Here is a 22,209-nt window from a genome sequence, read left to right on the forward strand (position 1 = left end):
ATTGGTCGGAGCAACGTTTCATATGATTTGGGCACAACGGTTTTTCCTGCTAGGACACTAAAGTGATATTTTTAAATGCATTATCAGGAGGAGAACATGAGCGAGAATGAGAAAGACCTTGGCGTCGCGATGGCGCTTTTGGAGAGATTTACCACGCAGACACTACCAAGAGCACTTGAAATCAAGGAAAGGGTTGACCGCGGAGAGCAATTGTCACAGAGGGATATCGACTTTCTCCAACTAACTTTGACTGAGCGAGCTGAAGAGATTAAACCTCTCGTTGAGCGGCATGCGGAATATCAAGAAGTATACGCACAGGCGGTGCATCTTTATAAAGAGATTACTGAGCGGGCGCTCCTCAATGAGGAAAAATCATCACCCCCTACCTAGCTTCAATTGGTTTGACGAAACCGTAAAAAAGAAGTGTTTGTGAATTGTAATCAGCGAAGGGCAAACGATGATCGAATTCATCACCAGGCATTTTTGGCCTATCAACCAGGAGTTAAATCAATGAAAGCAACGATACAGTGGTCTTCTCTGTTTGTATTTATGATCCTTATGCTTCTGGGAAATTTTGCTCACTCAGCGGAGAATAGTTTGCTCATTCCATTGGGAGAGCAGGATCGTCTTGCGATTGAGAAATATCTGGGAAAGGAAGTTGTCGGGCAAGCTATCCCTGCCTTGGCACTGGTTGATACTAGCCGGTATCTGAATCTGAGCGCTGGCAATCGAAACTACCGACTCGTGAGTGGGCGGGATACAGGTAACATCGAGCATCATCGACCTGCATTGCTGAAACAGAACGCCAGTAAGACTACCTGGCGATATGATACAGGAGCTAGATTCATCTATTATATTCTTGGCAAGGAGGATGGAGATTACGTTGTCACTGGAGTTACCGATAACGAGGAAGGTGTTTTTATACAATACTCGCCTAACAAACCTTTTATGCTGCAAGGGCTGACTCCGGGCGAGGAGCGCAATATACAAACCGAAATGAAGGTTTTCGAATTAAGCAACCCAGACAAACAAATTCATACGGGTATACTGGATATCGGCTACCGCTACGTCGGTGCGTATAAAGTCACAGTACCGGCAGGCAGTTTCGATGCCGTTCTAATTAAATGGACTTTCAATGGAAAAGTGGGTCCTGCCTCACTTAATGATACTCAGTATAGATTTTTTGCGGCAGATGTTGGTATGGTTGCAGCAATTGAGAAAATGAAGGTTTCAGCTACTCTCCTCTATAATAAACAGAGGAAAGTTGCGAAAGTGCTGATTGATAAGCCAAAATCCTAAGAAGGTTATTTTAAGAAATGGATTTCATTCACTTTGCTACTGACATTGCTCATGTTTGTAGTTTTTCTGCACTAGGGTTATTCAGTGTTCATTTAATTTAAAGCAGCTGTGAAAAAAAGGTATGTGTGAATTTTAATCAGCGAATGGTAAAGAATGATCGAATTAATCACTAGGGATTTTTTGGCCTTTCAACCAGGAGTTAAACCAATGAAAACAACTATACAGTGGTCTTCTTTGTTTGTATTTATGATTCTTACGCTTCTGGGCGATTTCGCTCAATCCGCGGAGGATGACTCACTCATTCCTTTGGAAAAGCAGGATCGTCTTGCAATTGAGAAATATCTGGGAAAGGGCGTTGTCGGGCAAGCTATTCTCGCACCGACACTTGTTGATACTAGCCGGTATCTGAATCTGAACACTGGTATTCGACACTACCGCCTCGTGAGCGGGCCGGATACAGGTAACATCGAGCACCATCGACCTACCTTGCTGAAACAGGACTCCAGCAAGAGTGCCTGGCGATATGATACAGGAGCCAGATTCATTTTTAATATCCTTGAACAGGCGGATGGCGATTACGTTGTCACGGGTGTTACCGATAATGATGAAGGCGTTTTTACACAATATTCGCCTGCCGAACCTTTTATACTGCAAGGGCTGGCTCCGGGCGAAGAGCGCAACATGCAAGTTGGAATGAAGATTTTCAAATTGAGTAACCCGGACAAACAAATCCATACAGGAATACTGAACATCGGTTATCGCTATGTCGGAGCCTATAAAGTCACAGTACCGGCAGGCAGTTTCGAGGGCGTTCTAATTAAGTGGACTTTCAAAGGAAAAATAGGCCCTGCATCACTTGATGATACACAGTATAGATTTTTTGCGGCAGATGTCGGCATGATTGCAGCCATTGAGCAGATGGAGGTTTCAGCCATGCTCCTCTATAACAAAGAGAGGAAAATTGCGAAAGTGCTGGTTGACAAGCCAAAATCCTGAGAGGTTATCTTGTAACCATATGATCCACAACGGTGTATGACGATATGCTTTGGTTTATAGGTTTTGCCTTATACGACTATATTTACGGGAAATGGGGATTGAAAATTATATTATGTCGGGTACATTAAGAGATGGATTTCGTTCATTTTGCTACTGACATTGCTCATGTTTCTGGTTTCTCTGCACTAGGGTTATTCATTGGCCTGCTGCTTGTTTTTGGGATTGGTCGATATATAGGTGTTCGATGGCTTCTGGCAACGGAGAGTGAACATACTTCCGCGGGGCTACTCGACGGTGCCATTTTTGGATTGTTAGGATTACTTATTGCTTTTACCTTTTCCGGAGCCATTTCACGGTTTGATTACCGGAAAGAGATGGTAATCACTGAGGCAAATGCCATCGGGACAGCTTATCTCCGCCTTGATCTATTGAGAGTTGAGACGCAGCCGGCACTGCGCGCTTTGTTCCGGCAATACCTGGATGCCCGCATGGAGATTTATCAGAAATTACCCGATCTGAAGGCCTCGGAAGCAGCTTTGGTTCGCGCGAATATGCTGCAAGGCGAAATTTGGTCTGCAGCTGTAAAAGCCTGCGAAGCAACAGGTTCTGTGCCAACGACCAATCTGTTGTTAACAGCGTTGAATGAAATGTTCGATATCGCTATGCAACGTACTGCTGTGGCGTTAGAGATGCACTCCCCGACAATTATCTACGTGATGCTATTTAGCTTGGCATTGATCAGCGCGGGATTGGCTGGCTATACAACAGCAGGCATCGCGAAGCATAGCTTAACTCATATGGTGGTATTCGCCGCAATCGTCGCGATCACGGTCTATGTGATCCTCGATATCGAATACCCTCGCTTAGGACTGATCCGGGTAGATTCGGTGGATCGGGTACTGGTAGACCTAAGAAAAAGTATGGAATAAATTTGAATAGCAATGCATGCCATAAGAATTGCCCAAGGCTACAGATGGTTATTTGTTATCACAGCGCAGGCGCAAAGCCAATCAAATCAACAGATAGTATGTATCGGTAGCAGGTAATTCTATTTCCGAGTTAAAAATGACGCTAAGGCGAGCAGCAAACAGTATAAATAATACGGCAAGGTGAAGCCGACAAAGTAAGTTCTGATTGAGAAATAGAATTACTTTGTAGATTCATTCTCCTTTTAAAAATACATGAATCTTTTTTTGATTATTTGGCAATGAAGTTTCCTACGTATTTATACGTATTCTTTTAATTATTAAATTTGGGTAATCTTTTAAAATATAGTGTGTAATAACAAGCTTTTTGGGTCTTTTCTATATATCAAGGCATTTATTTAATTTTAACGTCAAGTTTGTAGCCGAAGTCGAGCTTATACGCAGCATGTCTAACTCACAGGAGTTTTTGCCTGAGTTATTACCGAGAGTCTGATCAGGACTGCGACATGGAGAAAGATAGTCAAATCAAAAAAGTCAACAAGAAAGCCAAATCAAAATCGACAGGAGAATCACCATGAGAGTTAACTTAACGATTTACTTAATTTTGATCACAGTTTCAGTATTAATGTTAGTAGGGTGTGAATCTACTGGTGGTAAGCAAGCTAGAATGGACAGTCAGCAATCTAGTGTTGCAGCTGAAATAGATCGTGAAGTCGATATTGCTTTGGCGCAGCTTTTTCAAACGACGCCTGAGGCGAGAGATCTAGCGGCGCGCGCGAAAGGAATTCTGGTATTTCCGCATATTCTCAAGGCAGGGTTTATCGCAGGGGCTCAGTATGGGAAAGGCGCCATGCGTAAAGGAAGAACGACAGCTGGTTACTATAATATTGTTGCCGCCTCATACGGGTTACAAGCAGGAGTGCAGTCATTTAGTTATGCAATGTTTTTCATGAATAATGAGGCGCTTAATTATCTCGAAAATAGCGCGGGATTTGAGGTCGGCATAGGTCCGAGTGTTGTCATCGTAGATGCTGGATTGGCCAGAACATTAACGACTACGACGCTTAAAGATGATGTCTATGCATTCATCTATGGGCAGCAAGGTTTAATGGCCGGCTTGGGTTTGCAGGGGTCAAAAATCAGCAGGATTACACCTTGAGCAGCTTGATGTTGACTAATGGAGAAGAATCATGCAGAACAAAAGACAAATGAGAATAGGGACAGCATTGTCATTGTTGTATTTGATGATCCTGATTGCGCCAGTGGCTTGGGCACAGAAGCAATCATCGGAGGAATCAGAATTTTCAAGGATGTCATCCACAAGCTCACAAATAGTCAAGGAGCAAGCAACAGCCAAGGATGCGCTTACTCGCATGGCTGAATTTCTGGCAAAGGCACAGAAATTCAGCGTTAACATCAAATCCAGCTATGAAGTGCAACAAGAATCCGGTCAAAAGATTGAATTTGGTGAGAACCGGAAAGTCATCGTGAGCCGCCCTAACGGGTTGCACATAGAAGCGGAGCATAGTGATGGAGAGAAACATCTTGTCCTGTATGACGGCAGGCACATCACTGTGTTTACTCCGTCAGAGAATGTTTATGCCCAGGCAACCAAAATCGGCGGAATTGATGAAGCAGTTATGTATTTCCTTAGAGATCTCGGCATGAGATTGCCACTCGCTCTGCTCTTGACGACACGGCTCCCGGAAGAACTTGATCGCCGCACTCAAACACTCGACTATGTTGAAGAGACGGTTATGGATGGGAAACCCGTTCATCATGTAGCAGGGCGCACTGAAACGGTCGATTATCAAGTGTGGATTACCGAAGGGGCTAACCCGTTGCCACTTCAGATCGTGTTGACTTACAAGAATGTAGAAGGTCAACCCTATTACCGGGCGAAATTCTCCGATTGGAATCTGAATCCTAAAGTCAAAAATGCCCTCTTTGCATTTACCCCACCTAAGGAGGTACGGAAGATTGCCTTTGTCGCTCAATTGCCTAAAACTGTGTTTGAAGGGTCAGCTAGCCCAGCAGAAACAGGAGAACAAAAATGAATACCAAACCTTACTTGTTTATTCCAATTATCACGGTCGCATTCATTTTTTTTATCGGCACCGTGCATGAGGCCTCCGCCCGTTTAGGCGGGGGAGGTGGAAGAGCGTCTGCCAGTGGTGCAAGGGCGGGCGGTGGCGGCGCGAGGGCAGCCGGTGGTGGTTTTTCCCGCAGTGGTGCTGCCGCAAGCGGCAGCTTCTCGTACAGCTCATCCCGAGGTGCAGCAGCAAGATCTGGCGCTCCAGCAGCCTCTGCATCGAGAACAGCCAGCCGATCGCAAGCTGCGCAGACAAGGGCGACGGGCCGGGCAGAGACCCGGGAAGGACGCCAGGAAGGCTATACAGAACGTACTGATATCCGCCAGCAGGAACGAACTGCGCGGGCGGGTGAACGGACTGAACGAGCGGGGGAACGGACGGAACGAACTCAAGCCAGAGCGGACACAAGGGAGAGTTATGCGGGGCGCTATTATGATGATCACTACCATGACCACTATGATGATGACGACTGGGATGATGGAGAAGTCGCAGCTTTGGCGATTGGTGCTGCAGTGGTGGGCGGGGTGGTCGGGTATGCAGCGGGGCAGTCAACAACCACGCCATCTTCCACTGTCGTTTACAGTGCCCCTCCTTCGTCGGGTTACGCTAGTTTACCCTGTTCTCCTTATACGACTGTGGTACAGGGAGTGACCTACTATCAATGTGGTTCAACCTGGTACACGCAGGCTTATGGGGGAAGTGGCGTTTCGTATGTGCCTGTAGCAGCACCTTATTAAACAATGGGTGGAAGAGGCTGCTGCTTTAATTAAGTAGATTAAATATATTGGAAGATCACATCTTTACTGGGACGGGGTATTGCCCCGGTCTTTGGGGTAATTAAATTAAAAACTGGCGCAGTCCATTGCCTTGAAGACCTCTGGTCGCGCTGTTTTCAATATATTGGTAAAGACTCGGATGAGTAGGCTTTATAGGTTTGAAAGTCTGAGGTTAACTCGATTTGTGGCGGCGATGCTTGCTCTGATGGCTTTAGGTGCTAAAGGGCAGGTCATCGAGCCGCGCACTTATACCAACGCGCCAGTAGGACTGAATTTTCTGGTTACTGGTTATAACTTTATCGGAGGCGGTGTAGGTACCGATCCAACCCTGCCAATTGAGAATACCAAGGTTGAAATCCATTCTACGTTTTTTGCTTATGCTCGCTCCTTGGATTTCTTTGGTAAATCAGCAAAATTCGATGTGGTGCAGCCGCTCTCTTGGGCATCGGGCAGTGCCACAGTTAAGGAGCAATTTCGCGATCGGGAAGTATTTGGGCCAGCTGATACAAGATTCCGCTTTGCAGTCAATTTCTTTGGCGCACCGGCACTTTCTATGAAAGATTTTGCAAATTATCGGCAAGATACGGTTATTGGCGCCAGCGTAGAAGTAACCGCGCCCAGCGGGCAGTACAATGAAGACAAGCTTCTTAATATCGGCAACAACCGCTGGTCGATCAGACCGGAAATTGGCATTTCGAAGAGTTTGGGGCCTTTTATATTGGAACTTGCCGGAAGCATCCAGTTTTATACAGCAAACAATGATTTTCTTGGTAGCAGAGTGCGTGAACAGGAGCCTGTTTATTCCCTGCAGGGACACATTATCTACAGTTTTGGTAATGGTATCTGGTTTGCGGTGGACGGTACCTTTTTCACTGGTGGGCAGACTATTGTGGATGGGGTGAAAAGTGGTGGCAAGCTAGAAAACTCACGCGCGGGTGTGACGCTTTCGCTGCCTGTGAGTCGGCATAACTCGGTCAAACTTTTTTTCAATACGGGCGTCGCAGTTCGTACAGGCAGCGATTTCAACGCAGTTGGAATTAACTGGCAATACCGTTTTGGTGGGAATATTCATTGAGACGTCGGAGAGTCATGATTTATGGGGAACTTCCTTGAAAGCCTTACACTGCAGCTATCTGCCAAGGATAAGTGACGCAATACTAAGCATCAAAAACATATTTGAACTCAGCGCTGGCAATACTGTATTGATTCTGGATGCAAAGAAGTATATCCATAGAAAATTTAGAAATTATTGTGTGGAATGGGATCGCTAATACTGTTTTCATAAGAAAACTAAAGTATGTGATTTGGACCAAAATAATTTTGGGACTCTTTATATAGATTATTCCTACGTGTTCATACGTATTCTCTCAATCAGCATATTTGAATAATCTAATCACATATCATTTTTCAGTAAAGAGGGGCGCAGTGATGCAAACTTATCGGCAGAAGACCCAACATTCACGCTTTCCTGATTTCTTCGTTGTAGGTGCACCACGCTGCGGTACGACATCATTGTGCCGATATCTCGCACGAAACCCGCAGATATGCTTTTCGCAGCCAAAAGAAACTTATTTCTTTAATCAACTTGATAATGATTTATCCGAGAAAGAATTGCAGCGGAATTATCTAGATCGCTATTTCGCTCATTTTACTGCTGGTTGTCGCGCCGTGGGTGAGGGTACCGTGACGTACCTCTATCAGCCCGAAGCTATCAAACGGATTCAGCAATTCAACCCTAATGCACGGTTTATCGTTTTAGTGCGCAATCCGCTTGCGATGCTACCATCGTATCATCAGCGATTGCGATATCTGCTGCAAGAGGATGAACCAGATTTTGAGAAAGCGTGGGCGCTTCAGTCGACGCGAGCACGTGGGGAGCTTGTCCCCAAGCTATGTCTTGATGCTCGGTTGCTGGCATATAGTGAAATCGCAAAATTTGGTGCACAAATGCAGCAACTCTACGCCATCACAGAACGCGAACGAACGCATGTGATCGTTTTCGATGATCTCGTGGCTGACCCGCTTGGCGTCTACCAGCGTGCCCTGGAGTTCCTTCACGTCGATTACGACGGACAGACCCGCTTTGAGCGGAAATACCAAAGCCGTATGTATCGGTATCGCTGGCTGCAGCGGTTACTTTATCTGCCAGTGATGCGTCATGGAAAAGTAATCGATACCCTGCAGCGTCGCCTGTACCATTACAATCAGGATAATTCAAAGCGTCGCGGCCTGATCAGTCGATTAACTGCTTGGAATATAATCAAGGAATCGCCGGCGCAGCTGTCTCCTCGTATGGCTGCTATCGTGCGCAAATCGCTGCAAGGTGACATTCAGCTTCTGTCCAGTCTAATCAACCGGGATTTGAGTTCCTGGCTCGACACAAAAAAAGATTATGTGACCTATCGCTTGCTGCCCTATTGGAAGAAGGCGATATCTGTTTCGACAAAGGTAGGCTACCAGCGCTGTAAGTTTTCTCCGAAGTTGGAATAATAGCATAGGCAATACTCGTGGCTTGAGTAACCTGGCTAAGTTATCGGTATAGCTTGATAAAGCGGAGAATCAGATGTCAATGCAGAAAAATAATCCTGAAAAGAGGCGATTGGATGAATCCGGACGATATGGCCAAACGGAAGGGTCTGAAGGCATACCATGGAAAAAGTGGGGTCCATATCTTTCGGATCGTCAATGGGGTACTGTGCGCGAGGACTATAGTGAAGGAGGGGACGCCTGGAATTTCTTTACTCATGATCATGCTCGCTCACGCGCCTACCGCTGGGGAGAGGATGGTATTGCAGGAATTTCTGATGACAAACAGCGGCTTTGCTTCAGTCTGGCTCTCTGGAATGGAAAGGATCCTATCCTGAAGGAACGCTTGTTCGGTCTCACCAACAGCGAGGGCAACCATGGTGAGGATGTGAAAGAGTACTACTTTTATCTCGACAGCACGCCGACGCACTCGTACATGAAATATCTCTACAAATATCCCCAGGCGGCCTATCCCTACGCTGATCTGGTAGAGACGAATTGTCACCGTTCTCGGAGCGAGTTCGAGTACGAATTGATCGACTCAGGTATTTTCAATGACGACCGCTACTTCGATGTTTTTGTAGAGTATGCCAAGGCCGGTGCAGAAGATATCCTGGTGAAGATCACTGCAGTCAACCGGGGACCCGATGCGTCCGAACTGCACCTTCTGCCGACACTGTGGTTCCGCAACGATTGGGCGTCGTGGATTGCGCCATCTAACCGATCTCCTGAGAAACCAAATATTAAGCAAAACAAGGTGGCTTTGGGTGTGAGCGCGGTCGAAGCGAGGCATCCGTTGTTGGGGGAATTCATCTTTTCTTGTGAAGGCGAGGTGCCGCTACTATTCACCGATAATACCACGAACAATAAACGACTCTTCCCTGGATATCAAAACGAGAGTCCATACGTAAAAGATGGCATCAACAACTACGTGGTGCAAGGCCAGCAAGAGGCGGTCAATCCCGCGAAGCAAGGTACTAAGGTCGCAGCGCACTATTACTTTAATGTGGGTGCTGGTCAGACCGTAGTGATCCGCCTGCAGCTGTCTAAAATTGCTCAGGAACAAAGCAACCACCCTTTGGTAAGGATTTTGATGCAGTCTTTGCTGAGAGGCTTAAAGAAGCGGATAAATTTTATCAGTCTGTGACACCGCCTTCAGTGAGTAAGGATGCTGCCAACATGATGCGCCAGGCTATTGCCGGCATGCTGTGGAGTAAGCAATTTTTCTTCTTTGATGGCGACAATTGGCTGGACGAACACAACTCCAATCCCCTACATACTGGATATCGAAACGCCCGGAACTCCGAGTGGTTCCACATGTTGAACGAAGACGTCATCTCCATGCCGGACAAGTGGGAATATCCCTGGTATGCGGCCTGGGATCTGGCCTTCCACACGCTCCCGCTCTCGATCGTAGACCCGGATTTCGCCAAGGAGCAAATGAAGCTGATGCTCAAAGGCGTCTACTTGCACCCCAGCGGCCAGGTGCCCGCGTACGAGTGGAACTTCAGTGATGTGAATCCTCCAGTCCACGCCTTTGCAAAGCTGTTCTTGCATCGCACTGAGCAGGCCCTGCACGGCGGCCAGACAGACGTGGATTTTCTCAAATCGGCGTTCAATAAGCTGCTGCTGAACTTTACCTGGTGGATGAAACGCAAGGATCGTTTTGGTAAGAACGTGTTCGAAGGCGGTTTTCTCGGTCTCGACAACATCGGTATCTTCGACCGCAGTGCACCGCTGCCCACGGGCGGTCACTTGGAGCAGGCGGACGGCACGGCGTGGATGGCACTATTCAGCCAGAACATGGCTGAGCTAGCGATTGAGCTCGCCGCCTACGACCCAGCTTACGAGGAAATGGTCCCCAAGTTCGCAGAGCACTTTTACTATATCGGCGCCGCCATGAACCGACCCGGTCAAGAGGGGATGTGGGACGAGAAGGATGGCTTCTACTACGACCTGCTGCGGCTACCAGACGGCAGTGCCACGCGGCTCAAGGTGCGCTCGATGGTGGGGCTCCTGCCTCTGTGCGCTACCACGGTGGTCGAGAAGTGGCAACGGGAGCGTATTCCGCGGGCGTTTGCTAGCTTGCTGGAACGCTTTCGCCGGATGCCCGAGCTTCTGGAGACTATTCATCCTACAGGTCCGGGGCACTTTGGCGTGGCTGAGCGGGGACTGCTCGCGCTGCTCAGTCCGGAGCGGCTGCGCCGGATCCTAACTAAGATGCTTGACGAGAATGAGTTTCTAAGTCCCTATGGCATCCGTTCACTCTCCAAGTTCCATGAGCAGCACCCGTATGTGTTCCACGTGAATGGCCAGGAGTATCGGGTAGAATACCTGCCGGCTGAGTCAAACACCGGTATGTTCGGTGGCAACTCCAACTGGCGGGGGCCGGTCTGGATGCCGGTGAATGTGCTCATCATCCGCGCGCTGCTGAACTTCTACCTATATACTACGGTGACAACTTCAAAATCGAATGCCCCACTGGCTCTGACAAGCTGATGAATCTGTTTGAGGTGAGCAAAGAGATCGCCGATCGACTCGCCTGTATCTTCCTCAGGAATGAACAAGGCAATCGTCCGGTGTATGGGAGTACCGAAAAATTTCAGACGGATCCGCACTGGCGTGATTACATTCTGTTCTACGAGTATTTTCATGGTGATAATGGTGCGGGATTGGGCGCGAGCCACCAGACCGGCTGGACCGGGCTGGTAGCGAAGACTATCCAGTTGTTCGGGCTGCTTGACGCTGAACGGTTCCTGGAATCGGGTAGGCAGGCTTTGTTCAAGCAAAGCGATGTATGAATGCCTGGCCGAAGTACCCGTTGATCTATGAAATCAACACTTGGGTGTGGCTAGGTGAGTTGGCCTGTAAGTCGGCACGACAGTATACACTCGCGTCAGTTCCTGATAGCGAGTGGGATCAGATGGCTTCATTCGGATTCGATGCGGTCTGGCTGATGGGCGTGTGGGAACGAAGTCCTGCTGGCATTGCCATTTCGATGCGGAACGAGGGTCTACTTGCAGATTTTCGCCGGGCGCTCCCTGATTTTGTGCCGGAGGACAACGTTGGATCACCTTATTGCGTGCGGCGCTATTGGGTGGATCAACACTTGGGAGGGCCGGAAGGATTAATGATTGCCAGAAGCAAACTCGCTGAGCGAGGAATACGTTTAATTCTCGACTTTGTGCCGAATCATGTTGCTCATGATCACTTATGGGCACTTATGCACCCTGAATACTTCATTCAAGGAACTCAGGAAGATCTGATACGTGATCCTCACTCATTTGTGCCCGTCAACAGCCATGTGTATGCTTGTGGGCGTGACCCATACTTTTCCGCCTGGAAAGATGTGCTTCAACTGAATGCGTTCGAAGCTGGCCTGCGCGATGTTGTCATTGCAACAATGTGTGATATTGCAGATCAATGCGATGGCGTGCGCTGCGACATGGCCATGTTGCTGATGAATACTATTTTCCACCGAACATGGGGTGATCGCGCGGGTCGAGTTCCGGAAGTTGATTATTGGCTGCAAGTGATTCCAGCTGTCAAAAAGAAGCATCCACAGTTCGTGTTTATTGCCGAGGCTTACTGGGATAGGGAATGGATGCTGCAGCAGCAAGGTTTCAACTATTGCTACGACAAACGTCTTTACGATCGCATTGAGCATGGTACTGCCGAGAGCGTGTACCTGCATCTCTGTGCCGATCTGCCCTATCAGGAAAAACTCGTTCGCTTTATTGAGAACAACGACGAACTGCGTGCTGCTGCGACATTCACTGATCAGCAAGCACGGGTTGCTGCGGTAACGTTTGCGACATTGCCTGGTGCCAGGCTGTTTCATGAAGGACAATTCGAGGGACGCTGTGTAAGACTACCCGTGTTTCTGCGCCGCCGTCCCGATGAGACCCCGGATCAGAATCTTCAGCAATTCTACTATTCATTGCTTGAAGCCCTTCGTAGTAAAGATTTCCACGAGGGAGAGTGGAGACTGTGTGAGAGAATGGGCTGGCCGGACAATGATAGCTATTTGAATGTGGTCGCCTGGTGCTGGCAAAAAAATACTGATCGCCACCTGATTGTCGTTAATCTCTCAGCAAACCATTCTAAGGCGAGGGTGAGATTACCGTGGACGGATCTCGTCGGACATCCCTGGCAGTTGAGCGAGCCGTTGCAGACAAGGGTATTTGATCGGTCGGGTGATGAACTTCTAGTATCAGATTTGTACGTAGAATTAGCACCATGGGGTTATCACCTTTTCCACTGTGAGCGTAATTGGTCGAGTTGAATTCGGGAGACAGCGGATATAACGACGGAGGAATGAATGGAAAAGCATAAATCGGGTTTGTGGCAAGATTCAGTGTCCTCTAAAGCGGAGGTGGATAGGACTTCTCCCAACAGAGGCCATTTGCTTTGTTTCTTTTTCAGCGTGATCATTCTTACGGGCTGCGGAGAATTTGCCATACGTGATGTGGATAGCTTGTTATTCCCGGGTTTTTACAGATCAGAAGTTGTCGGTTTTCTAGCAGGATTAGGAACAACTTTTGCCGCTTTGCCGGATTTGATCGGGATGCTTAAACGAAGGTCAAGCAAAGGCATGAATCCGAGGATGGCCGCCATTATGGGTACTTTCCAATTTTATGGGTTTACTACGGGTTGTTGATCCTTTCATGACCTGTCATCCTTTGGAATATTATCGCGGTGATCACTAATTTCTTTGTGGTGGGCGCTTATTTTTACTTTGCTCGTAAAGAAAAAATAGGTCAAGGTCAACCGAGCTAATGAATTTAGCTAGATTTTATGAGCGAAGCGGTGTCACAATCTGAATGGGTTGTTGGGCAAACTGGATAAGTGCAAAATAAGTGCAAAATTAATCTTTTGCAGACTTGATCTATTGAAGATAATGGATGAATAAAGTTCACTATGGTCTACAACGATCAGCATTCATCCGCGGTGGAGGCATTGATGATATGGCTCACATCTTTAGTTTCCAGACAAAGATTAGGGTAGCAGGGCTGATCCTTCTCATACTTTTTATGGCAGGGTGTGGAAGCGTCCAGCCTAGATGGGTAGTACGCACCACATCGACGCTATTTTCTTCCTCCTCGAATCCAACAGGCTTGGAAGGGGAAGTGGTGGCACTGTTCACACCCTTAGCGTCGACATCCTCTCGGGGCGATGAAGCCGTATTGAGCCTATATCTTGCCGAATCCATTAAAAAAATCGCTCCAACTTAGAAGATAATGGATGAACAGCAAACAATCGCCCTGATTAATCGTCACGGCCTGACAGAAGAGTATACCCGCTTGCGCCAGGGCATTGATCAAAGTCATATCCTGAATCGGGAATTACTTCAAAAAATCGGGAAGAGTATAGAGGCACGGTACGTACTTCAGCCCAGATTGGCATACATTTCACAAACTATGACAGACCGTTTGGATGCGCCGGTTACTCCATTCGTGATCTTGCAGACCCGTTCTGCTGTCATGAGACTTTCCCTGCAACTATGGGACACCATCAGCGGTGAACCTGTATGGTCCTCCGCAGCCGAATCTGTCGTGGTAGACGAAACGGCGAGCCTGGAGCCCATGTTTATCAAAGACGCTGCTCGAGCCGCATTCGGTGGTATGTTAGCAGACTTGCTGACTAAAAAAACGTCATCGGAATATAGTCGTCTGAATCATTTTCTTGACAGTTTGATCCAAGAGAAAAACAAGCGAGATGAGTAAGGTAAGAATGTAGTTAGGAGCTATTATCCTCTCGACACGGGGACGGCGTATTCATTTGTATATCTTTTTACGCATTTTTTGTGCGTTTTTTGTTTAGACTGACGCATAATCCGGTGACACTCAATAAATGTGGAAATATAAAACAACGATTGAGGAGATTACATGCGACTCCCTAAAAAATTCCAAAATCTACATTGGGCTGGGTTGCGATATTTTCCATCGTACTTCTAGGTCAAGCATCTTATCTGTCAACTGGCCTAGAGGGTGTGGAGTGCCATCAAATCAAGGATGAAAATGTGCTTGACCGCTTTAATGCCAAACAGGTCGATGTGTCTGCTGCAAACCTCGAATCGATTACCTTCAAATCGAAGGTATATCAGATTGGACCCGTGACCCTTACTCAGGGCGAATTTCGTGCATCAGCTGCACCAGATACTGTGTCTGAAGTAGTTGTGAAACTTACCGATAAGCGGGTATTCGGAGTAGTGAACGGCAAAATGGTGGGCGCAGTCGTAGCAACCACAACTTTGGGTGGATCGGGTACGTTCTACGAACTTGCACTGTTAATTGAAAGTGTTGAAAGTGTGCAAGGTTGGACGAATACTGACACTGTTCTTCTGGGCGATCGGGTAAAGGTGCATTCATTAGCAATTGAGCGCGATCACATTACGGTTGTGATGACGACACATGGTCCACAAGAGCCGATGTGCTGCCCGACGCTCACCGTTATAAAGCACTTTGCTGTCCAGGGTGACCGGCTCGTCATGGTCAACAAAGGAATATACTAGAACGCTACCTCCTTTGCTGCTGCCCTTGCTGATAACCTCTTTGGTAGGCACGTTCCTCAGATTGTTTGTGTTTATCGTAAACGTAACCCCCTAACAAGCCCGCGCCTGCGCCAATGGCAGCCCCCATTCCTGCATTACCTGCTATTGCGCCAATTACAGCGCCGGTTGCTGCGCCTCCGGCTGTTCCAGTCATCATTCTCTGTTCTGACTGAGTCATGCCTGCACATCCAGTTATACCCATTGCGACGACTGCTGCAATGATTAAACAAAAAATTTTTTTCATGGTATCGCTCCTGGAAAAGTATCGATTGAAATGAGCAGTAACCGCTACTATGCACATGGAAATTTTTCTATCAAGTATTTCATTACGGTATCAACAGCCCGCTCCTTCAGGTATTCTGGATGGGCTTTCATCCATTCGACATAATTTGCTATGGCTTGGTTGCGTGAAGGCTTAGGATCAGGCGGGCAAACCAAAGGGCTAAGTCCAGGGTTACTGTAAAAATCTTGCTGATACTGATAAACACCCACCAGGTAGCCATGGCAGAAGTGGATAGCTTCTTTGTAAAGAGAATCTGATGGCGATGCCGTACATAACTCGATGATATCCTCCGCATTCCTTGCCAGAAAATTATCTTTTGTGGCAGCCTGAGCCTGTATTGCCAGGCAGCCTGCAATAATAAGTGCGATAAGGCATTTTTGACAAATAGTAAGATGCATAATATTTTCCTTCATGGGTTAAATAATTCATTCACTTATCGCCTATTTTGGTAAATTCACATCTTTCTTTAATAAGCGGCGAGGTATGCGGATTGCCGATGCCATTGGCAATCAGTGCGACCACTCGATCATCAATGAAATATCCCACATGGGCTTCAAGTGGATTAGCAAAGCCTTTGATGTCAAAGGCATCAATAATTTTGGCCACGTTGATTGTGACGTTGGTAATGCTTGGGCACAATCGCGAATCCAGATATTTTTCGCTGAACTGATTGGGTATGCCATAACTTAATAAATCATTGGGATCACTGAAAGCAATAATGGATGTGTCAGTGAGCATACGCTGCAAGTAATGCGCACCTTCAGGTTTACAATAGGCTGCTTTCTGTCCCACCACCTCAGGAAGTTCTCTGCCTAATTGCAGGAGTGGAAGCTGATTGGATAGCATGAAGACGGGGATATGTTTTTCACGGAGTGCTGCTATTGCTTTGGAGGTTGCTGCTGAAACAACCATTGATTTAAACTCTTCGTCTGATCCTAAACTAGCATACTTTTCCGGATGTTCCAGCATATCGGCAATACGCTGGAAACCATCAATGGTGATACGGCTACCGAGACTATGTGAAATCACGACATAATCATCGCGCTCTATTTTGTCGACATGTGCATCGCCCAAGCCTCGGCAGACATGTTCTCCTTCCTTCGGAAGATCTTGCCAATAATGTATTGCCATCCAACAGAATGATTGTGCGAATGCTGCCAGAATATGTTCCCTGATGCTTCCTAAATAGATAATAGGATCGGGCGTGGTATCATTAGTGAATTCCTTTAGCCTACGATTGATTGTGGCTCTGCGAAAATCAATTTCTCCTGAGGTGTCAAATCTCAGCAGCGCTTTCTCTGGAAGAGAAAGCCTCGACCAGGCAAGTTCATAAAACGTCAGCTTCTCACCGGTAGCTTCATTCAGCAGTTGGGTTGCGCGCAAATTACCCAAAGTTTTGTCAGGATATAAGGGTGAAACCAAAGTGATATTCTTGGAATCGCCCACACGACTGTTTAAATTTAATTCTTTGGCTAGTTTATTCAAGAATTCGGTGGAATAGCCTGGTATATGATCCCCTACACCATGCACCATCGCGACTTTGGTCTCTCCCTGAGAGTTGATGAGGTGTGGTTTAATCCCTTCAAAAGGCATGCCCTCAACTATGCAGATGCGAGTATCTTCAGCTTCAGCTTTTTCTAGAAGAGCTTGTGTCACACCTTTGCTGATGCTGCTGACACAACCCGATAAGAAAAAGGTGATTGAGAGAAAGAAAATTAACCCTCTATTTTTTTTGCTCAGATAATAAGCACTTGTCATCATGATTGTATGATTAGTTGTAATTGAACAAAAATGGACACTTGATTAAGGCCATTCGGCTTCGCTCATGCCGCATAATGGCAAGCTACTTACTCCTAGTTCTTTGAATAAAAAAAAGTCAATCTCAGCAGTAAGCACCTGAAAAAAACATACCGCTTGCCTTTTCAGCATGAAGTGACAGGAGAATAAACTTTTTTTCCTTTTATTCGATTCTGATACTGCTATAGCTTATTAAAATCCGCGAGTTAAAAATATACGTGCTAACACGTAAAAACGATCCTTATGACAAGAAATTAAAAATATTTTTGGATTGTTTATGCCAAGCGTTTAAGGTTTAAATGTGTATATTTGTTTACGGGCGGTTTAGGGGCAGAAGGCACTGAAGGAGAAGGAGCGCTCAATGTGTAAAGTTCTGGTAAGTTGTGTCATTGGTCATAAATTGCACACAGTCAGCGCTTATCTATTCATTTCATTTGGGATTTAAGGTGTCGTGGTTGGAAGATTTGTTGGAATATTTATATCCTTCGCTCGAATAAGACGCGAAAAATCCACAGCATCATCACCTGCCTGTGCCCGGGCATTGATATAAGAGCGCTGTTGTAATTCAGGAAAAGCCAGGCCGTCAGTTTTTAATTTACCGTGTTCATATAACAATTGCGGTAGGTAACCGCTTGCCAGAATCTTCCAGTTGAAAGGTAGCTGCGGTGGATTGACGCGATTATTCAGCCAGATACTGGTCGTACAGTTGGTCGTGAGCGTGTTGTAAAACTCAGGCTTAGTTTTTAATTCGTTGATTCTACGCATATATTCAAGGAATAAGCGGCGACCATTTTCGATGGGCCCATTTACTCGATAAATGTAAGTGTTTTCTGGTGGATTTTCACGATAGTTGGTGCGTAACCTTATAATGTCGCGTTCATCAGCGACCACGTAGATAAGCTCATATTGTCGGAAGAAGCCTTTGATAGAGGAATAATCTTCATTTTTCTCCTTGCGTGTTTCGATGGATATGGCGAGATAATTCTCTCCGGCAAAGGCGAAGCTCAAGAATATATGGGCTATGGCAGGTCCCATCCAATAAGAGGCAACGATATCCACTGCCTCCAGTTTGTTTAAGTCGAAACGTTTGTCATAGTATCCGGGGGTATACTCAGTTTCGCTGCGGTAATTAAAGTTACGAATGTTGTGTACCGTAATGAGATTGCCTCCGATGGTAGCGTATGGCAGCACTGCGACATCCGTTTGCCAGTTGCGCTCATTGGAGGGTGAAATACTGCTCCACCATATTAATAATATTAAGAATAACGCACAATAACTGGCAAATGCTTGCCAGCGCCAGTGCCGAAAGCTTAATGCGATTAAAGTTGATAACGATGTAATCCCAAAGGCTACGGCCAGGATGCTGCGTACCATATCGCTGTACGGACCTGAAAATGCAAGAGCAAGAACACCCCAGCTACCAGTTGCTATTGTCAGCAAACCGAGCAATATCCAACTTACAATGTAGGTAACTGGGGTTCGGGTGCTCCTCATTAGGTGAAGCCTGTCGGCATGATTTAATAGCTATGAATATACGTCACAAGTTATTCCATTTCTAGACCAAAACTGACTTTGTTGGCTTCACCTTGCTGTATTATTTATACAGTCTGCGGCTCGCCTTCACGTCATTTTTGATCTGGAAAGGGAAGTAGTACATTTTTTATTTTAACGTATAACCCCGGCCTTCAAAGCAGGCAGCATAGGCACGCTGAAAGTGCTGTTGTTGCTGTGCCGCAGCCTGATCATTACTCGCACGCTTCTGGCGTTGCCTTACTCCTCCTAACATCGTTCCACTGACTGCGCCTATTGCAGCACCTTTGCCAGCATCCCCAGCAATGGCGCCAATTGCAGCACCACCTGCTGCTCCACGAGCAGCCCCTCCTATTCGTTCGCCACCAAGCCTCTGCTGCCCGGACGCTGCATACTGGCTGGCTTGCATAGGATCATAGCCTGATTGGCCCTTGGCCCAATTGTAGCACTCACCTTCATCTATCTGCTGTTGTTCTACGGATTGTCCCTTTGCGGGATAAATGGTTAATTGTGCACTCGCCGGTGTACTGGCAAGAAATGCACCCATTGCTGTTAATGCTATAAATTTCTGGAGCATATTTCTTGCCTCCTAGGATTAACTTAAAATTGATTCAAAAGATGACTTGAAACTTGAATATTCCAGCATCTTTTCTTTATTCTGCTAAAACTAATGGAATGGCTTCTGCAAGTTCATACCGTACGATGGCACGAATTTTGTTTTCGATCTGTAGGTAACGTGCAACCTTTGCACCAGGAAGGACGGCGCTAAGTTTGGGAATGTATCTCCGCTTTAGGTTAGCTTCCTCCATTTCGATGGCAATGGCTTCATCAATCAGCTGAGTCGCCTTTTCATTTGAGATCGCACCTTTATTAAAGGCTACGGCATAGTCATCTATCAATCTTGCCAGTCGCAAATTGATCTCATGTAAATCTTTCTGGTAGGCATCGTAGACAGGCCAGAATACTTTGGCTTCTCCATCGGTCAGGCTCATATTGTTGGTAACGACTAATTTTTTATTCGCAGTGATCTCATCACGCAGTTCTTCCATATTGGTAGCTACACTGTTTTCATCGCTATTTTTTTTGTCAGCGTACGAGGGTAGCGTAAGCATTACGAAAAAGATCAATACAGTCAGATACAACAGGTTGGCTAAATATTTCTTGTTCATATTCTTTTCCCTTCTTAGAAATTGAAGTTAGTAGAGCCGAACTTTGTATTGAATATGTTTTTTGGCGATCAAGGATTGTCAGTAAAAGTAGACACCTACCTTCAGTTTGAGTTCAGTGTGGTATCATTTTTAAAAAGTTTTGAGTTATTAATGGAACAGATGATCACTCACTCAGATTACTTAAATAACCCAGATAGTAGTTGTGCATCTTATGCTTGCAGATCAGTTAATTATGCCATTCTGTCGAGATGCCGGTACGAACCACGGCAAATTGCAAGACAATACTTCTTTTATGTCTCTAATCATTTTTCATTATGATGTGATTCACTAAAATTGACATAATGAATAATGATCTTTATATATTCTAAAAAAATATTAAGCCGAGAAATGGTGATGGGTTAAGGTCAAAAGGATTAGATGTTTTAATTAAATTCACATTTATTTCTTACCCTAACATTTTCTAATGAAAAATCTGATTTAAATATTTCTAGAATACACTTTGTCTTTCGTGCAGTATTGATGCTAAATGGCATATCATTGTCTTTGTTTGCACTGGTTACCTTTATAACAAATCAAAATAGTAACTTTAGTCGAGAGGTTAAAAATGGAGTATTACTATAAAAGTTCGCGTAAACGTGGTATTCGTGGGTTTACACTGCTTGAGTTACTGGTAGTAATGGTCATCATAGGCTTGCTGGCTGCCTATGTTGGTCCCAAATATTTCTCACAGGTAGGGAAGTCAGAAGTCAAAATGGCGCAAGCACAAATTGATTCGCTTGAAAAAGCCTTGCATCAATATCGTCTGGATGTGGGCAGCTATCCCACTACTGAGCAAGGATTAAATGCACTCGTGACACGACCTGGTAATGAGATAAAATGGCAAGGTCCTTATCTTGGTAAAGCACCTCCGCCTGATCCTTGGGGAAAGCCATACCAATACATGTATCCGGGTGAGCGTGCAGAGTTTGATCTATTTTCATTAGGAAAAGATGGGCAGCCAGGCGGTACAGGTGATGCTGCCGATATTGCCAATTGGTAAAAAGAATCAATGCGTTATACTGTAAAAGCGATTCTTGCTAAACAAGGCACAGTATCTTTCGAACTGGATGCTGCTAACGAACAGGAAGCTCGACAGCAGATTGCGGCCCAAGGCGGGATGGTGCTGAGTGTGCAACGGAACTTTGCGGGTTGGTTTCCTAAATCCAGAACACGTTTTCCTCTCACCCACTTCAGTCAGGAGCTTCTCTCTCTTTTAACAGCAGGCCTTAGTCTGGTAGAAAGTATCGAGACACTTATTGAGAAAGAAGAGGATGCTGGCGTACGCAAGATTATCCAGGAAATTCTTGCGCGCCTGTATGAAGGTATGACCTTTTCGCAAGCCTTGGAGACTTATTCTCAGATATTTCCTGCGTTGTATATTGCCACGGTTAGGGCGAGTGAACGGACGGGTGATTTACCTGAAGCCTTGACGCGGTATATTACCTATCAGACGCAAATGGATATGGCGCGTAAAAAGCTGGTGGGCGCATCAATATACCCTGTTTTGCTGTTGGTAGTTGGATTGCTGGTAGCCGTTTTTTTGCTGCTTTTTGTCGTGCCTAAATTCAGTGCCATCTATGAGGATATTGGTACAGATTTGCCCTGGCTGTCCGTTATGCTGATCAAATGGGGACGCTTGGTGCACGAAAGTGGCTGGATGATAGCGGGGATCTTTAGCGCTAGTCTGGCTCTCGCTATCTACAGCTTCACCCGACCTATGTTTCGAGCGCGTTTAATGCAGTTGTTATGGAAAATTCCCGCAATCGGTGAACGTATGCGGATTTATCAACTCGCCCGGTTTTATAAAACACTGGGGATGTTATTGCGAGGTGGCATTCCGATCACAAAAGCATTGGAAATGGTGAGCAATCTTTTACAACCTCATTTCCGACCAAGGGTCATCGCAGCAGCTACCCATATCCGTGAAGGTAAAACCATCTCCAGCGCAATGCAAATAGCAGAACTGACGACACCAGTAGGAAGTCGGATGTTGCGAGTAGGTGAGCGAACCGGGCTCATGGGGGACATGATGGAGCGGATTGGTGGTTTTCATGATGAAGAAATCGCTCGTTGGGTCGAGTGGACAACTAAGTTGATCGAGCCGCTATTGATGGCAGTAATAGGCACAGTTATTGGTGGTATCATTATTTTAATGTATATGCCTATTTTTGAGTTGGCAGGAAGTATCAATTGATTGAAGCGAATTCTCAGGCTCTTACAAA

At 46.2% G+C, this 22,209-nt stretch carries 25 protein-coding genes; 19 read left to right on the forward strand and 6 right to left on the reverse strand.

Features of this window, described 5'->3' with window-relative positions; all coding sequences use genetic code 11:
- The first annotated feature begins 96 nt into the window (after positions 1-96).
- The 17 genes from BM122_RS00530 (at position 97) to BM122_RS00600 (ending at position 15,130) form a co-directional block, all read left to right on the forward strand.
- Complete coding sequence (locus tag BM122_RS00530; protein ID WP_074902688.1) at positions 97-390, forward strand: hypothetical protein; 294 nt, start codon at positions 97-99, stop codon at positions 388-390.
- Positions 391-510: 120 nt separating this feature from the next.
- Complete coding sequence (locus BM122_RS00535; RefSeq protein ID WP_074902689.1) at positions 511-1,299, forward strand: TapB family protein; 789 nt, start codon at positions 511-513, stop codon at positions 1,297-1,299.
- Between the two features lie 207 nt (positions 1,300-1,506).
- Positions 1,507-2,295, forward strand: a complete 789-nt coding sequence (locus BM122_RS00540) for a hypothetical protein (protein WP_074902691.1) — start codon at positions 1,507-1,509, stop codon at positions 2,293-2,295.
- A gap of 131 nt (positions 2,296-2,426) precedes the next feature.
- Positions 2,427-3,224, forward strand: coding sequence for a bestrophin-like domain (locus tag BM122_RS00545; protein ID WP_074902693.1), 798 nt, complete (start codon positions 2,427-2,429; stop codon positions 3,222-3,224).
- A gap of 571 nt (positions 3,225-3,795) precedes the next feature.
- A complete protein-coding gene (locus BM122_RS00550) occupies positions 3,796-4,380 on the forward strand; it encodes a lipid-binding SYLF domain-containing protein (RefSeq protein ID WP_074902695.1) in 585 nt (194 codons plus the stop codon).
- A gap of 31 nt (positions 4,381-4,411) precedes the next feature.
- The gene (locus BM122_RS00555) at positions 4,412-5,278 is read left to right on the forward strand and encodes a DUF2092 domain-containing protein (protein WP_218151935.1); all 867 of its coding nucleotides are present in this window, start codon (positions 4,412-4,414) and stop codon (positions 5,276-5,278) included.
- Positions 5,275-6,051 (forward strand): hypothetical protein, encoded by a 777-nt coding sequence (locus tag BM122_RS00560; RefSeq protein WP_074902697.1) that lies wholly within the window; start codon positions 5,275-5,277, stop codon positions 6,049-6,051. The genes BM122_RS00555 and BM122_RS00560 overlap by 4 nt, the downstream gene beginning before the upstream one ends.
- 232 nt (positions 6,052-6,283) lie before the next feature.
- Complete coding sequence (locus BM122_RS00565; protein ID WP_218151936.1) at positions 6,284-7,165, forward strand: transporter; 882 nt, start codon at positions 6,284-6,286, stop codon at positions 7,163-7,165.
- 353 nt (positions 7,166-7,518) lie between these two features.
- The gene (locus tag BM122_RS00570; RefSeq protein ID WP_074902701.1) at positions 7,519-8,580 is read left to right on the forward strand and encodes a sulfotransferase family protein; all 1,062 of its coding nucleotides are present in this window, start codon (positions 7,519-7,521) and stop codon (positions 8,578-8,580) included.
- Between the two features lie 73 nt (positions 8,581-8,653).
- On the forward strand, positions 8,654-9,763 hold the full coding sequence (locus tag BM122_RS23860) for a hypothetical protein (RefSeq protein ID WP_218151937.1): 1,110 nt from the start codon (positions 8,654-8,656) through the stop codon (positions 9,761-9,763).
- Between the two features lie 32 nt (positions 9,764-9,795).
- Positions 9,796-11,115 carry an MGH1-like glycoside hydrolase domain-containing protein gene (locus BM122_RS23865; RefSeq protein ID WP_218151938.1) on the forward strand — a complete coding sequence of 440 codons (1,320 nt, stop codon included), beginning with the start codon at positions 9,796-9,798 and terminating at the stop codon, positions 11,113-11,115.
- An 80-nt stretch (positions 11,116-11,195) separates the two neighbouring features.
- On the forward strand, positions 11,196-11,417 hold the full coding sequence (locus tag BM122_RS23870; protein ID WP_218151939.1) for a hypothetical protein: 222 nt from the start codon (positions 11,196-11,198) through the stop codon (positions 11,415-11,417).
- Entirely contained in the window at positions 11,414-12,901 is a 1,488-nt protein-coding gene (locus BM122_RS00580) for an alpha-amylase family protein (RefSeq protein ID WP_074902702.1), read from the forward strand. Before BM122_RS23870 ends, BM122_RS00580 begins: the two co-directional genes overlap by 4 nt.
- 36 nt (positions 12,902-12,937) lie before the next feature.
- Positions 12,938-13,276 carry a hypothetical protein gene (locus BM122_RS00585; protein ID WP_074902704.1) on the forward strand — a complete coding sequence of 113 codons (339 nt, stop codon included), beginning with the start codon at positions 12,938-12,940 and terminating at the stop codon, positions 13,274-13,276.
- 244 nt (positions 13,277-13,520) lie between these two features.
- Positions 13,521-13,850 (forward strand): hypothetical protein, encoded by a 330-nt coding sequence (locus tag BM122_RS00590; protein ID WP_074902706.1) that lies wholly within the window; start codon positions 13,521-13,523, stop codon positions 13,848-13,850.
- A gap of 6 nt (positions 13,851-13,856) precedes the next feature.
- Complete coding sequence (locus BM122_RS00595; RefSeq protein WP_074902708.1) at positions 13,857-14,342, forward strand: hypothetical protein; 486 nt, start codon at positions 13,857-13,859, stop codon at positions 14,340-14,342.
- 296 nt (positions 14,343-14,638) lie between these two features.
- Positions 14,639-15,130, forward strand: a complete 492-nt coding sequence (locus BM122_RS00600; protein WP_143083261.1) for a hypothetical protein — start codon at positions 14,639-14,641, stop codon at positions 15,128-15,130.
- Between the two features lie 4 nt (positions 15,131-15,134).
- Here the strand turns inward: BM122_RS00600 and BM122_RS00605 are convergent, their stop codons facing one another.
- The 6 genes from BM122_RS00605 to BM122_RS00630 all read right to left on the reverse strand — a co-directional run bounded on the left by BM122_RS00605 (position 15,135) and on the right by BM122_RS00630 (position 19,948).
- Positions 15,135-15,413 (reverse strand): YMGG-like glycine zipper-containing protein, encoded by a 279-nt coding sequence (locus tag BM122_RS00605; RefSeq protein WP_074902711.1) that lies wholly within the window; start codon positions 15,411-15,413, stop codon positions 15,135-15,137.
- Between the two features lie 47 nt (positions 15,414-15,460).
- Positions 15,461-15,850 carry a Rap1a/Tai family immunity protein gene (locus BM122_RS00610; RefSeq protein WP_074902841.1) on the reverse strand — a complete coding sequence of 130 codons (390 nt, stop codon included), beginning with the start codon at positions 15,848-15,850 and terminating at the stop codon, positions 15,461-15,463.
- Between the two features lie 31 nt (positions 15,851-15,881).
- The gene (locus BM122_RS00615; protein WP_218151940.1) at positions 15,882-17,213 is read right to left on the reverse strand and encodes a hypothetical protein; all 1,332 of its coding nucleotides are present in this window, start codon (positions 17,211-17,213) and stop codon (positions 15,882-15,884) included.
- 477 nt (positions 17,214-17,690) lie between these two features.
- Positions 17,691-18,743 (reverse strand): Lnb N-terminal periplasmic domain-containing protein, encoded by a 1,053-nt coding sequence (locus tag BM122_RS00620; protein WP_074902712.1) that lies wholly within the window; start codon positions 18,741-18,743, stop codon positions 17,691-17,693.
- Between the two features lie 166 nt (positions 18,744-18,909).
- On the reverse strand, positions 18,910-19,356 hold the full coding sequence (locus tag BM122_RS00625) for a glycine zipper family protein (RefSeq protein ID WP_074902714.1): 447 nt from the start codon (positions 19,354-19,356) through the stop codon (positions 18,910-18,912).
- Between the two features lie 76 nt (positions 19,357-19,432).
- Complete coding sequence (locus BM122_RS00630; RefSeq protein ID WP_074902715.1) at positions 19,433-19,948, reverse strand: hypothetical protein; 516 nt, start codon at positions 19,946-19,948, stop codon at positions 19,433-19,435.
- Positions 19,949-20,552: 604 nt separating this feature from the next.
- Here BM122_RS00630 and gspG point away from each other — a divergent pair.
- Together gspG and BM122_RS00640 are read left to right on the forward strand one after the other, a co-directional pair.
- Complete coding sequence (gene gspG, locus BM122_RS00635; RefSeq protein WP_074902717.1) at positions 20,553-20,987, forward strand: type II secretion system major pseudopilin GspG; 435 nt, start codon at positions 20,553-20,555, stop codon at positions 20,985-20,987.
- Positions 20,988-20,996: 9 nt separating this feature from the next.
- Positions 20,997-22,181: a type II secretion system F family protein gene (locus BM122_RS00640; RefSeq protein WP_074902719.1), complete on the forward strand. Its 1,185-nt coding sequence runs from the start codon at positions 20,997-20,999 to the stop codon at positions 22,179-22,181.
- The last annotated feature ends 28 nt before the right edge of the window (positions 22,182-22,209 follow it).

Origin of the sequence: Nitrosomonas communis, from assembly GCF_900114745.1 — a bacterium.
In the GTDB taxonomy this organism is placed as follows: Bacteria; Pseudomonadota; Gammaproteobacteria; order Burkholderiales; family Nitrosomonadaceae; genus Nitrosomonas; species Nitrosomonas communis_A.